The sequence below is a fragment of the Bradyrhizobium sp. BRP19 genome (assembly GCF_020194195.1).
GTDB lineage: Bacteria > Pseudomonadota > Alphaproteobacteria > Rhizobiales > Xanthobacteraceae > Bradyrhizobium > Bradyrhizobium yuanmingense.
The window spans coordinates 25345-38056 of record NZ_JADYVZ010000008.1; the positions used below are offsets into that span (position 1 = coordinate 25345).

A 12712-nucleotide genomic window follows, 5' to 3' on the forward strand; every position below is an offset into this window, starting at 1 on the left:
CCATGCCCGAGCGCTACATCAAGTCCGAGCCCTATGCCTGGCCCTACAATGGTGATCTCCGCCCCGAGAACACGGCGCTGATCATCATCGACATGCAGACCGATTTCTGCGGCGTCGGCGGCTATGTCGACAAGATGGGCTACGACCTCTTGCTGACACGGGCACCTATCGAGCCGATCAAGCGGCTGCTCGCAGTGATGCGCAAGCAAGGCTTCCATATCATCCATACCCGCGAGGGCCACCGCCCCGATCTCTCCGACCTGCCCGCCAACAAGCGCTGGCGCTCGCGCCAGATCGGCGCCGGCATCGGCGATCCCGGCCCGTGCGGACGCATCCTGGTGCGCGGCGAGCCCGGCTGGGACATCATCGAAGAACTCGCGCCGCTACCGGGCGAGCCGATCATCGACAAGCCCGGCAAGGGCTCGTTCTGCGCCACCGATCTGGAGCTGATCCTGCGCGTGCGCGGCATCGAGAACATCGTGTTGACCGGGATCACGACCGACGTCTGCGTCCACACCACGATGCGCGAGGCCAACGACCGCGGCTTCGAATGCGTCCTGCTGCACGATTGCTGCGGCGCGACCGACAAGAGCAACCACGACCACGCGCTGAAGATGATCAAGATGCAGGGCGGCGTGTTCGGCGCAGTCTCGACCTCTGATGCCTTCATCGGAGCAATTTCGTGATCATCGGCGAAACGCCGCCGCCATCGGGCGCCTTCGGCGTCGATGCCATCGCCATGACCATGCGCTTCGGCGACTTCCTGGCGCTGGACAATGTCGAGCTGAAGGTGCGGCCGGGCTCGTTCCATGCGCTGCTCGGCGAGAATGGCGCCGGCAAATCCACCCTCGTCAAATGCATCATGGGCTATTACCACGCGACCGAAGGCGACATTCTCGTCGGCGGCCGCGAGCAGGCGATCGCCAACCCGAAGGATGCCCACGCGCTCGGCCTCGGCATGGTCTATCAGCATTTTACGCTGGTGCCGGCGATGACCGTTGCCGAAAATCTCGTGCTGGCGCGCGACGACGTGCCAGCCGTGGTGAACTGGCCGAAGGAGATGAAGGAGCTGGAGGCGTTCTTGGGCCGCATGCCTTTCAAGGTACCGCTCTCCGCAAAGGTCTCCGACATCTCTGCCGGCGAACGGCAGAAGTGCGAGATCCTCAAGCAGCTCTATCTGAAGCGGCGCTTCCTGATCCTGGACGAGCCGACCTCGGTGCTGACTCCGGCGGAAGCCGACGAGGTGCTCGGCATGCTCCGCGACATGGTTGTGGAGGGCGAGCTGACCATTCTGATGATCACGCACAAGTTCCGCGAGGTCATGGCGTTTGCCGATGACGTCACCATCCTGCGCCGCGGCAAGCTCGCTGGAGCCGGCAAGGTTTCCGAGCTGACGCCGGACGCGATGGCCCGCACCATGATCGGTGCCGAGGAGTTGACGGTGCAGCCGCCGCGCACCGGCGAAGCCGGTCAGGCCAGGCTGGAGCTGCAAAAGCTCCGCGCGCTGGACGATGCCGGCGCCGTTGCCGTGCACGATGTCTCGCTCACCGTCCGCGCCGGCGAGATCGTCGGCATCGCCGGCGTTTCCGGGAATGGCCAGCGCCAGCTCGTCGAGGTGCTGGCCGGCCAGCGCGAGGCCGAAAGCGGGGAGGTGCGCGTCGCCGGCGATCCCTATCACGCAAGCCGCGAGGAGATGCGGCGGCACAGGATGTCGCTGCTGCCCGAGGAGCCGCTGAAGAATGCCTGCGTCGGCGGCATGAGCGTCGCCGACAACATCGCCTTCCGAGAATTCGACCGCGCACCCTTTGCAAGTGGCGGCTGGTGGCTCAATCCCAGCGCCTTTCGCGACGACGCGAGGACGAAGATTGCCCGGTACAAGATCAAGACCCGCACGCCCGATACGCCGATCTCGGCGCTGTCGGGCGGCAATGTGCAGCGGGCTGTGCTGGCCCGCGAGCTCGGCGGCGACGTCGAGGTGCTGATCGCCGCCAATCCCTGCTTCGGCCTCGATTTCGCGGCGGTGGCGCAGATCCATGCCGAGATCATGGCCGCACGCAACCGCGGCGCCGCCGTCCTGCTCGTCAGCGAGGACCTCGACGAACTGCTCGAACTGTCAGATCGGCTGGTGGTGATGTTCCACGGCGAATTCGTGTATGAAGCGCGGACCAGCGAAGCCGATCTCACGGTGGTCGGCCGCCACATGGCAGGGCACTGAACGGAGGATCGATGGGCGACGCATCCGGGCGGGACGAGCACTTTCTGCGCCTGTCTTTCGCGGTCGCCGGCCGTTCCCTCACCCATGGCAACCATCCCTTCGGCTGTATCGTCGTCGATGCCGACGGCAAGGTGCTGATCGAGACTGAGAACGGCTACATGCCGGATCGCGACGGCACCGCGCATGCCGAGCGTCTCGCAGCCACCCAGGCCTGCCGTACGCTCGATCGCGAGGTGCTGGCGAAGGCCACGCTCTATTCCTCAGCCGAACCCTGCGCGATGTGTGCCGGCGCGATCTACTGGGCCGGTATTGGCCGTGTCGTCTATGGCCTCAGCGAGCATCGCCTGCGCGGCATCACCGGCAACCATCCGGAAAATCCGACGCTCAACCTGCCATGCCGCGAGGTCTTTGCCAGCGGCCAGCGGCCGACGGAGGTCGTCGGCCCACTGCTCGAAGACGAAGCCGAAGCGCTGCATGAAGGTGTGTGGATCAAATAGCAGAGGCTGATCGGTGTCCGCTGCCGATGGATTAAGCAGGGAATGCGGCTTTTCGCATCTTACGCGCGGGTTCAAACTGGCCCAATATCGAGGCAGTTAACCCATGCAAGCGCATCAACGAATGTTAGATCCGACGTCCAACGGCCAGCATTCCGGCGAGTCCCCGCTCCTGAGGACCATCGGCCTCACCAAACGCTATGGCGATTTCCTCGCCAACGATTGCATCGATATCGAGATCCGGCCGAGGGAAATCCATGCCCTGCTGGGCGAGAACGGCGCCGGGAAGTCGACGCTGGTCAAGGCGATCTACGGACTGATCCAGCCCAGCGCCGGCGAGATTCACTGGCAGGGCGAGCGGATCGTGCTGTCCGGTCCGTCCGAAGCGCGCATCCGCGGCATCGGCATGGTGTTCCAGCACTTCTCGCTGTTCGACAATCTCACGGTTGCCGAGAACGTCGCGCTCGGCCTCGACGGCAAGGAATCCTTCAAGGACATGTCGGCCCGGCTGGAACAGGTGTCGAAGACTTACGGTCTGCCGCTCGATCCCAGGCGTGAGGTGTGGCAACTCTCCGTCGGCGAGCGTCAGCGCATCGAGATCGTCCGCGCCCTGATGCAGGATCCGAAATTCCTGATCCTGGACGAGCCCACCGCGGTGCTGACGCCGCAGGAGGCTGACCAGCTCTTCATCGTGCTGGATCGCCTCAAGGCCGAGGGCCGCGCCATCCTCTATATCAGCCACAAGCTGGAGGAGGTGAAGCGGCTCTGCGACACCGCGACGATCCTGCGTGGCGGCCGGAAGGTCGAGACCTGCAACCCTCGGCTCGAAACCGCCGCCTCACTTGCGCGGATGATGGTCGGCGGCGAGGTCAAGGAGGTGAAGGGCGCATCCGGCCGCAGGACCACCGTGCCGCGGCTCGTAGTCAACGATCTCTCGCTGGCTCCCGTCGAAGCGCACGGCGTGCGGCTCGAGCACATCTCATTCGAGCTGAAGGGCGGCGAGATTCTCGGCATCGCCGGCGTCGCCGGTAACGGCCAGGACGAATTGTTCGCAGCGCTCTCCGGCGAGCGTCTCGCGAAGAATCCCGGAACGGTGGTGATCGAGGGCATCGCCGCCGGTCACCTTTCGATCACCCAGCGGCGCAAGCTGGGGGCGGCCTTCGTTCCCGAGGAGCGACTCGGCCACGGCACCGCGCCGCGGATGAGACTGTCGGAGAACGCGCTGCTCACCGGCCATGCCGCCAGCGGCATGGTCCGTCGCGGATTCATCGATACGGCGGCTACGCTGAGAACGGTCGACCGCGCCACCGAAACCTTCGACGTCCGCAAGGCCAAGCGCGATCCCGAGGCCGCCAGCCTGTCCGGCGGCAATCTGCAGAAGTTCATCGTGGGACGCGAGATCCTGCGCAATCCCGCGGTACTGGTGGTGAGCCAGCCGACCTGGGGCGTCGATGCCGGCGCCGCCGCCGTCATCCGTCAGGCGCTGCTTGATCTCGCCACCGCAGGCGCCGCGGTACTCGTGACCAGCCAGGATCTCGACGAGCTCGCCGAGATTGCCGACCGCATCGCCGTGATGTTCCACGGCAAGCTGTCGGCTCCGCTCTCGGCACGCGAAGCAAGCCGCGAGAAGCTGGGCCTTCTGATGGGCGGCAGCAGCCTGCAGCCAAAGGAGATCGCGCATGCAGCTGGTGCTTGAGAAGCGTGCCGAGCGCTCTGGCACGATCGCGCTGGTGTCCCCCCTGATCGCGATTGGCCTCACGATCGTGACCATGGTCATCCTGTTCGCGATCCTTGGCAAGAATCCACTGCTTGCCCTGCACGCCTATTTCATTGCGCCCCTCACCGATGGCTATTCGCTCCAGGAGATCGCGGTGAAGGCGACGCCGCTGGTGATGATCGCGATCGGCCTGTCGCTGTGCTATCTCGCCAACGCCTGGAACATCGGCGCCGAAGGGCAATTCCTGATCGGCGCAGTCGCGGGAAGCTGGATCGCGGTGAAGACGCAAGGTACTGATGCCGGCGCCTGGGTGCTGCCGGCTATGCTCGTCCTCGCCGCCGCTGCGGGCGCGCTCTATGCGCTGATCCCGGCGATCTGCAAGGTGAAATTCGGCGCCAGCGAGATCCTGACCAGCCTGATGCTGGTCTATGTCGCCGACCTCTTCCTCGACTATCTCGTGCGCGGCCCCTGGCGCGATCCGCACGGCTTCAATTTCCCGACCACGGCCGAGTTCGATCCGGTAGCGACCGTGCCGTTGCTGATCGAAGGCGGCCGGCTGCATCTCGGCTCCATCATCGCCCTGCTCGTCGTCGCGGCAGCCGCGATCCTGCTCGGGCGCACCATCAAGGGTTTCGAGATCCGCGTGGTCGGCGCTGCGCCGCGCGCCGCGCGGTTCGGCGGCTTCAACGCCAACCAGCTCATCATCCTGACCTTCGCCGTCTCCGGGGCGCTGGCCGGGCTTGCCGGCATCATCGAGGTGGCGGGTCCAGTCGGACATCTCCAGCCCGGCATCTCGCCAGGCTACGGCTTTACCGCGATCATCGTCGCTTTCCTCGGCCGACTGAACCCGCTTGGAATATTAGTTGCAGGCCTCTTCCTCGCGTTGACCTTTATCGGCGGCGAGCAGGCGCAGATCGCGATGAAGATTCCGCTGGACGTCACCAAGGTCTTTCAGGGCATTCTGCTGTTTTACGTGCTCGCCTGCGACTCCCTCATTCTCTACCGCTTCAAGCTGGTGTTCCCGAACCGAAAGGTGGTGGCCCGTGGAGCTGGTTGAGGCCATCATCCTGGCGGTACTCGCCGCGTCGACGCCGCTGTTGCTGGCCGCGACAGGCGAACTCGTGGCCGAGCGTTCCGGCGTGCTCAATCTCGGCGTCGAGGGCATGATGATCGTCGGCGCGGCCTGTGGCTTTGCCGGCGCTTGGCTGACCGGATCGATCTTGATCGGCGCGCTGTTCGGGATCGCCGCCGGCACGCTGATGTCGCTCGTCTTCGCGCTGATGGCGCTCGGGCTCGCCGTCAACCAGGTCGCCACCGGCCTCGCGCTGACCATCCTCGGAGTCGGGCTCTCGGGCCTGATCGGCGCCGGCTTCGTCGGCGAGCGCATCACGCCGGCCGTGCACCTCTCTATTCCCGTCCTGACGGATATCCCGCTGATCGGCCGCGTGCTGTTCGGCGAGAATGGCTTCGTCTATTTCTCGATCGCGCTGATCGTCGCTGTGTGGTGGTTCCTGTACCGCACACGGGCGGGATTGATCCTGCGAGCCTGCGGCGACAATCACGCTTCCGCGCATGCGCTCGGCTATCCCGTCCTGCGCATCCGCACCTTGGCCGTGATGTTCGGCGGCGCCTGCGCGGGTCTTGCGGGGGCCTATCTGCCGCTCGCCTATACGCCGTTCTTCATTCCGGGCATGACCGCCGGACGCGGCTGGATCGCGCTGGCGCTGGTGGTGTTCTCGTCCTGGCGGCCGGGCCGGCTCGTCGTCGGCGCCTATCTGTTCGGCGCGGTGACGATCCTGCAACTGCATGCGCAAGGATGGGGCGTCGGCATTCCCTCGCAATTCATGTCGGCGCTGCCTTATCTCGCGACCGTCATCGTGCTGGTCCTGCTCTCCCGCGCGCGCACGGGCGGCTCGACCGCACCGGCCGCGCTCGGCACGGTGTTCGTGCCCGACCGCTAGATTTCGTTTCCGCAGTGTGCACGATGGGGCGCGCATGCTGCGGATCGTGGCTTCCCCCGAAGTTTGGAGATCGATGATGAGGAAATCACTTCTTGCACTGGCTGCCGGGCTCTTGCTCGCTGGGAGCGTCAGTGCGGCCTCCGCCGCCGACAAGCTGAAAGTCGGCTTCGTTTATCTCGGTCCGATCGGAGACCTCGGCTGGACCTATCAGCACGACCTCGGTCGCCAGGCGCTGGTGAAAGAATTGGGCGACAAGATCGAGACCACTTATCTCGAGAACGTGCCCGAAGGCCCGGACTCCGAGCGCGCGATCGAGCAGCTCGTCCGCGCCGGCAACAAACTGATCTTCACCACATCGTTCGGCTACATGGATCCGACGCTGAAGGTCGCCAAGAAATATCCGAACGTGCATTTCGAGCACGCCACCGGCTACAAGCGCAACCCGAACATGTCGACCTACTCGGCGAAATGGTATCAGGGCCGCTACATTCAAGGCCTGATTGCGGCGAAGATGTCGAAGTCGGGCGTGCTCGGCTATATCGGCTCGTTCCCGATTCCGGAGGTCGTCTCCGGCATCAACGCGACGATACTGGCGGCGCAGACCATCAATCCGAACATCAAGGTCAAGATCATCTGGGCCAACACCTGGTTCGACCCAGGCAAGGAGGCCGACGCCGCCAAGGCGCTGATCGACCAGGGTGCCGACGTCATCATGCAGCACACGGATTCGCCGGCCGCGATGCAGATCGCCAGCGAACGCGGCAAGCTGGCCTTCGGCCAGGATTCCGAAATGATCCAGTTCGGGACAAAGGCCCAGCTGACCTCGATCATCAACAACTGGGGCCCCTACTACATTCAGCGCGTCAAGGCCGAGCTCGCCGGCACCTGGAAGTCCGAGGACACCTGGGGTGGCCTCGACAGCCAAATGTTCACCATGGCGCCCTACACCAACATGCCTGACGATGTGAAAAAAATGGCTGAGGATGCCCAGGCCGCGATCACCGCGGGCAAGCTGCATCCGTTCAAATGCCCGATCGTTGGGCAGGACGGCAAGCCGGTCGAATGCAAGGGCGGCGGTCACCTGGATGACGGCCAGATCCTCGGCATGAATTTCTACGTGAAAGGCATCGACGACAAGCTGCCAGGCAAGTAGCACGCTTCTTGCATTGACTAAATCACCTGCTCCTCCCGGAGGAGGTTCGGAGGGGGTGGCCAGAAGCACCCGGCACTTGTGGCTGCCCCCTCTTTCTCTATTTCGCCCGGCTATCCAGCCTGGATGGCCCGCGCCGCGGAACTGTGGCGGCGGATGAGGTCTGCCACATCGAGACCCGGGATCGCACCGTCGATCACCGCCCATTTTCCAGCCACCATCACCCGGTCGGCGCGATGCGCCCCGCACAGCACGAGCGCGGCGAGCGGATCGCCGTGGCCCGAGAAGCGCAGCTCGTCGAGCCGGAACAGCGCAAGATCGGCGGCCTTGCCGACGGCGATGTCGCCGAGTTCCGGCCGGCCCACACATGCCGCCGAGCCCTTGGTGGCCCAGCGCAGCGCATCCTTGTGGCTGACCTTCATGACGCCATAACGCGCGCGTTGCAGCAGGAACGCGGCCCGCACCTCCTGCATGAGGTTGGATCCGTCGTTGGAGGCCGAGCCGTCGACACCAATGCCGATCCCGACGCCGGCCTCTTCCATGTCGCACACCGGGCAACAGCCCGACGCGAGCAGCTGGTTGCTGCACGCACAATGGCTGACGGTCGTGCCGGCCTTGCCGAGCCGTCTCATCTCGTCCGGATTGAAGAAGATTCCATGGGCGAGCCAGGTGCGCGCATTGAGCCAACCGCATTGCTCGAGATAGTCGAGCGGACGGCAGCCATACATCTGCTGGCAGAAGCTGTTCTCGTCCTCGGTTTCGGCGAGATGGGTGTGCAGGCGCACGTCGAGCTTGTCGGCGAGATCGGCCGTGGCGCGCATCAGCGACGTCGTCACCGAGAACGGCGAGCATGGCGCGAGCGCAATCTGCACCATCGCATCTGCGCCGCGCTGGTGATGCTTGGCGACCACGCGGGCGCTATCGGCGAGAATGGTGTCCTCGTCCTGCACGACACTGTCGGGCGGCAAGCCGCCGTCGCGCTGTGACAGGTTCATCGAGCCGCGCGTGAGCAGCACGCGCACGCCGAGGCGCTTCGCCACCGCCACCTCGATATCGACGGCGTCTTCGAGTCCGGGCGGGAAGACGTAGTGGTGATCCGTCGTGGTGGTGCAGCCGGAGAGCAACAGCTCGGACATCGCCACGGTGACGCCGAGCTCGAGCGCTTCCGGCGTCAGCTTCGCCCACACCGGATAGAGCGCCTGGAGCCAGGGGAACAGTTCGCGGTCCATCGCCGCCGGCAGCGCCCGCGTCAGCGTCTGGTAGAAGTGATGATGGGTGTTGATCAGGCCCGGCAGCACGACGTGCTCGCCCGCATCGAACACTGCGACATCGGCGGTTGCAGGCACACCGCCCGCCGGCACGAGCTCGACGATCCGGCCGCCCTTCACGACAATGCCGCGCTCGGCCCCGTCGGCGAGGATGGCCAAGGGATCCCTGATCCAGGTCGAACTTGCCTCAGTCATGATCCTGCTTCTCCTCACCCACGCTGACTGCGGGCCTGCAAGGCCGAGGACGACTGCGCCCTTGCTTCGACTTGTTGTTGCCACTTGGCTCCCGTCTTGCAACACTTCGCTCGGACGATTCAACCGTCGGAAGCGTTGGCGCAGCCATGGACTTGAATACCATCACAGCCGTCGCCCATCCGCAAACGCGCGCGCAGCTGCCCGTTTGGACGGCAGGTGATGCTTGGCTCGCGGGCGGCACCTGGCTGTTCTCGGAGCCGCAAACGCATCTGACGCGACTGATCGATCTCACCGATCTGAAATGGCCGGCGCTGACGATCACCCAGAGCCACCTCTCGATCGGCGCCACCTGCACCATCGCAGAGCTCGATGGACTCGCCTGCCCGTCCGATTGGCTCGCAGCGCCGCTGATCAACCAGTGCTGCCGGGCCTTCCTTGCCTCGTTCAAGATCTGGAAGACCGCGACCGTCGGCGGCAATCTCTGCATGTCGCTGCCGGCGGGACCGATGATCTCGCTGACGTCGGCACTCGACGGCGTCTGCACCATCTGGAAGGCCGGCGGCGGTGAACAGAGGCTTCCGGTCACCGAATTCGTCACCGGCAACCAGCGCAATCGCCTGACGCCAGGCGACCTGCTCCGGCAGATCGACATCCCGCTTCCCGCGCTGAAGCGCCGCACAGCCTTCCGCCAGATCTCGCTGGCGCCGGTCGGCCGCTCGGCGGCGCTGCTGATCGGCAGTCTCGAAGCCGACGATACGCTGACACTCACAGTCACCGCGTCGACGGTGCGGCCGATCCTGCTGCGCTTCCGCAAATCCCCGGACGCAAGCGCGTTGCGCGCCGCGCTCATGCAGGAGATTACCGATGATCTGTACCACACCGACATCCATGGCGCGCCGCTCTGGCGCAAACACATGACGCTGCGCCTGGCCGAAGACATTCGCGGCGAGCTGCTGGGAGCGATACCCGCATGAGCCTGGAGGTCAATGGCAAGGCGTTCTCCCAGGAGCCGCGCGCCGGCCAGTGCCTGCGCACGTTCCTGCGCGAGCTTGGCCATTTCGGCGTGAAGAAAGGCTGTGATGCCGGCGACTGCGGCGCCTGCACCGTGCTGCTGGACGGCGAGGCGGTGCACAGCTGCCTGATCCCGGCGTTCCGGGCCGAAGGGCGCAGCGTGACCACTATCGAAGGCCTTGGCGGCGATCACGGCACGCATCCGATGCAGCAGGCCTTCCTCGATGCGCAGGGCTTTCAATGCGGATTCTGCACCGCCGGCATGATCCTGACCTGCGCCTCGCTGAACCAGGCGCAGCGCACCGATCTCGGCACGGCGCTGAAAGGCAATATCTGCCGCTGCACCGGCTATCGGTCGATCGAGGACGCGATCCTCGGCAAGACCAATGTCGAGACGAGCGTCGAGGCCGGCGCCGCCTTCGGCCGCAGCCTGCCGGCCCTCGCAGGCCCCGACGTGGTCCGCGGCACGGCACGCTACACCTTCGACACCGCAATCGATGGCCTGCTGCACATCAAGCTGCTGCGTTCGCCGCACGCCCACGCCAGGATCGTCGCGATCGACAAGTCGGACGCACTGAGCATTCCCGGAGTGCACGCCGTGCTGACGCACGAGGATGCGCCGTCCGTCCTGATCTCGACGGCGCGGCACGAGAAAGACTGGATGGACCCGGAGGATACCCGCGTCCTCGATGACGTCGTCCGGTTCGTCGGCCAGAAGGTTGCCGTCGTCGTCGCCGAGACCGAAGCCGCCGCCGAGGCGGCGTGCCGCAAGCTGAAAGTCAGTTACGAGGTCCTGCCGGCGCTGATCGATCCAGAGCTGGCGATGGCCCCGGGTGCGCCGGTCATTCATCCCGACCGCACCAGCGCGAACCGCGTTGCCGATGCCCAGCGCAACCTGGTCGCGGAGACGCATGGCGAGTTCGGCGATGTCGCATCGGCGCTTGCAACATCTGCCGCCACCTATGAAGCCACCTTTCACAGTCACCGCGTGCAGCACGCTGCGCTCGAGACCCATGGTGGCCTTGCCTGGCTCGATGATTCCGGCGTGCTCAATGTCCGCACCTCGACCCAGGTGCCCTTCCTGACCCGGCGTGCGCTGTCGGACATCTTCCAGCTTCCCATGGACAAGGTCCGCGTGTTCTGCGAACGCGTCGGCGGCGGCTTCGGCGGCAAGCAGGAGATGTTCGTCGAGGACGTCCTGGCGCTTGCCGCGCTCAAGACCGGGCGGCCGGTCAGGCTGGAGCTGACACGCGAGGAGCAGTTCATCGCGACCTCGACCCGGCACCCGATGCGGATCCACGTCAAAGCCGGGGCAGATGCGGGCGGTAAGCTCACCGCGCTCCAGCTCGACGTGCTCTCCAACACCGGCGCCTACGGCAATCACGCCGGCCCCGTGATGTTCCACGCGCTGGCGGAGTCCATCGCCGTCTACAATTGTCCGAACAAGCGGGTCGACGGCGTCGCCGTCTACACCAACACGGTGCCGGCGGGCGCGTTTCGCGGCTATGGCCTGCCGCAGGCGCTGATCGCGGTGGAAGCGGCGATCGACGAACTGGCAAGGCAGCTCGGCATCAGTCCCTATGAGATGCGCCGGCGCAATATCGTGAGGCCCGGCGATCCCATGCTGTCGCCGCCGCCCTCCGAATATCACGACGTGCTCTACGGCTCCTACGGGCTCGACCAGTGCCTCGATCTCGTCGAGCGCGCGATGCAGGCCGATACCCCGCAGCCGGAGCTGTCGCCGGATTGGCTGATCGGCGACGGCATCGCGCTGACCATGATCGACACCGTGCCGCCGGCTGGCCACTTCGCCGATGCAACGATCGCGCTCAACGACGACGGCGGCTTCGACCTCACCGTCGGCACCGCCGAGTTCGGCAACGGCACCAGCACCGTGCATCGCCAGATCGCTGCGACCACGCTGGCGACCACCGTCGACAGGATTCGTCTGCGCCAGTCCGACACCGCCCATGGCGGCCACGACACCGGCGCGTATGGCAGCGCCGGCACCTTCGTTGCCGGCAAGGCGACGCATGCGGCAGCCGTGCAGCTTGCGAGCGAGCTGAAGGCGGCAGCCGCCGGCGCCTGGCTGTGCGATGTGGAGACTTGCGCGCTCGATGCGGACTCCGTCGTCAGCGGCGTCCGCCGCATGCCTTTTAGGGAGCTGGCGAAGCTCGCCCGCGAGCGCGGCCGGCCGTTCGCAGGCAGCGGCACGTCCGGCGGCACGCCGCGATCGGTCGGCTTCAACGTGCAGGGCTTTCGCGTCGCGGTGAACAAGGCGACCGGCGAGCTCCGGATTCTCAGGAGCGTGCACGCCGCGGACGCGGGCGTCGTCGCCAATCCCATGCAGTGCCGCGGTCAGGTCGAAGGCGGCGTGGCGCAGGCGCTCGGCGCTGCGCTCTACGAGGAGATGGTGATCGACGCGAGCGGCCGCGTCACCAATGCGAAATTCCGCGACTACCACCTGCCCTCTTTCGCCGACGTGCCGCGCACGGAAGTGTTCTTCGCCGGGACGTCCGACACGATCGGCCCGCTCGGCGCGAAGTCGATGAGCGAGAGTCCCTACAATCCGGTCGCCGCCGCGCTCGGCAACGCGATCGCGGACGCCACCGGCATTCGCTTTACTGCGCCGCCCTTCAAGCCGGACCGGCTGTTTCCGGCGCTCCATGACAAATTTGGCTAGATAGATGTTTCGGGGGAT

General features: G+C 65.7%; 10 protein-coding genes. 9 read left to right on the forward strand and 1 reads right to left on the reverse strand.

All coding sequences use genetic code 11. The annotated features are described in order from the left end of the window. Positions 1-2: 2 nt before the first annotated feature. The 7 genes from I6F36_RS23290 (at position 3) to I6F36_RS23320 (ending at position 7540) form a co-directional block, all read left to right on the forward strand. Complete coding sequence (locus I6F36_RS23290) at positions 3-686, forward strand: cysteine hydrolase family protein (protein WP_225172252.1); 684 nt, start codon at positions 3-5, stop codon at positions 684-686. Further along, positions 683-2215 (forward strand): ABC transporter ATP-binding protein, encoded by a 1533-nt coding sequence (locus I6F36_RS23295; RefSeq protein ID WP_225172253.1) that lies wholly within the window; start codon positions 683-685, stop codon positions 2213-2215. The genes I6F36_RS23290 and I6F36_RS23295 overlap by 4 nt, the downstream gene beginning before the upstream one ends. 11 nt (positions 2216-2226) lie before the next feature. After that, the gene (locus I6F36_RS23300; RefSeq protein ID WP_225172254.1) at positions 2227-2712 is read left to right on the forward strand and encodes a nucleoside deaminase; all 486 of its coding nucleotides are present in this window, start codon (positions 2227-2229) and stop codon (positions 2710-2712) included. A gap of 121 nt (positions 2713-2833) precedes the next feature. Then, a complete protein-coding gene (locus I6F36_RS23305) occupies positions 2834-4405 on the forward strand; it encodes an ABC transporter ATP-binding protein (RefSeq protein WP_036007730.1) in 1572 nt (523 codons plus the stop codon). Beyond that, positions 4389-5483: an ABC transporter permease gene (locus tag I6F36_RS23310; RefSeq protein WP_036045285.1), complete on the forward strand. Its 1095-nt coding sequence runs from the start codon at positions 4389-4391 to the stop codon at positions 5481-5483. Before I6F36_RS23305 ends, I6F36_RS23310 begins: the two co-directional genes overlap by 17 nt. Next, the gene (locus I6F36_RS23315) at positions 5470-6387 is read left to right on the forward strand and encodes an ABC transporter permease (RefSeq protein ID WP_225142677.1); all 918 of its coding nucleotides are present in this window, start codon (positions 5470-5472) and stop codon (positions 6385-6387) included. Before I6F36_RS23310 ends, I6F36_RS23315 begins: the two co-directional genes overlap by 14 nt. Positions 6388-6463: 76 nt before the next feature. Then, positions 6464-7540, forward strand: a complete 1077-nt coding sequence (locus I6F36_RS23320; protein ID WP_225172255.1) for a BMP family ABC transporter substrate-binding protein — start codon at positions 6464-6466, stop codon at positions 7538-7540. 110 nt (positions 7541-7650) lie between these two features. On the opposite strand, the gene I6F36_RS23325 is transcribed toward I6F36_RS23320, so the two are convergent. Continuing rightward, positions 7651-9000: an 8-oxoguanine deaminase gene (locus I6F36_RS23325; protein WP_225172256.1), complete on the reverse strand. Its 1350-nt coding sequence runs from the start codon at positions 8998-9000 to the stop codon at positions 7651-7653. Positions 9001-9146: 146 nt separating this feature from the next. Here I6F36_RS23325 and I6F36_RS23330 point away from each other — a divergent pair, with 146 nt between their 5' ends. Both I6F36_RS23330 and I6F36_RS23335 read left to right on the forward strand, forming a co-directional pair. Continuing rightward, positions 9147-9974, forward strand: coding sequence for an FAD binding domain-containing protein (locus I6F36_RS23330; RefSeq protein WP_225172257.1), 828 nt, complete (start codon positions 9147-9149; stop codon positions 9972-9974). After that, positions 9971-12694, forward strand: coding sequence for a molybdopterin cofactor-binding domain-containing protein (locus tag I6F36_RS23335; RefSeq protein WP_225172258.1), 2724 nt, complete (start codon positions 9971-9973; stop codon positions 12692-12694). Before I6F36_RS23330 ends, I6F36_RS23335 begins: the two co-directional genes overlap by 4 nt. The last annotated feature ends 18 nt before the right edge of the window (positions 12695-12712 follow it).

Coding starts and splice junctions, on each gene's coding strand:
- I6F36_RS23325 (WP_225172256.1), bottom strand. CDS start 9,000: ATGACTGAGGCAAGTTCGACCTGGATCAGGGATCCCTTGGCCATCCTC.
- I6F36_RS23305 (WP_036007730.1), top strand. CDS start 2,834: ATGTTAGATCCGACGTCCAACGGCCAGCATTCCGGCGAGTCCCCGCTC.
- I6F36_RS23290 (WP_225172252.1), top strand. CDS start 3: ATGCCCGAGCGCTACATCAAGTCCGAGCCCTATGCCTGGCCCTACAAT.
- I6F36_RS23320 (WP_225172255.1), top strand. CDS start 6,464: ATGAGGAAATCACTTCTTGCACTGGCTGCCGGGCTCTTGCTCGCTGGG.
- I6F36_RS23335 (WP_225172258.1), top strand. CDS start 9,971: ATGAGCCTGGAGGTCAATGGCAAGGCGTTCTCCCAGGAGCCGCGCGCC.
- I6F36_RS23300 (WP_225172254.1), top strand. CDS start 2,227: ATGGGCGACGCATCCGGGCGGGACGAGCACTTTCTGCGCCTGTCTTTC.
- I6F36_RS23330 (WP_225172257.1), top strand. CDS start 9,147: ATGGACTTGAATACCATCACAGCCGTCGCCCATCCGCAAACGCGCGCG.
- I6F36_RS23310 (WP_036045285.1), top strand. CDS start 4,389: ATGCAGCTGGTGCTTGAGAAGCGTGCCGAGCGCTCTGGCACGATCGCG.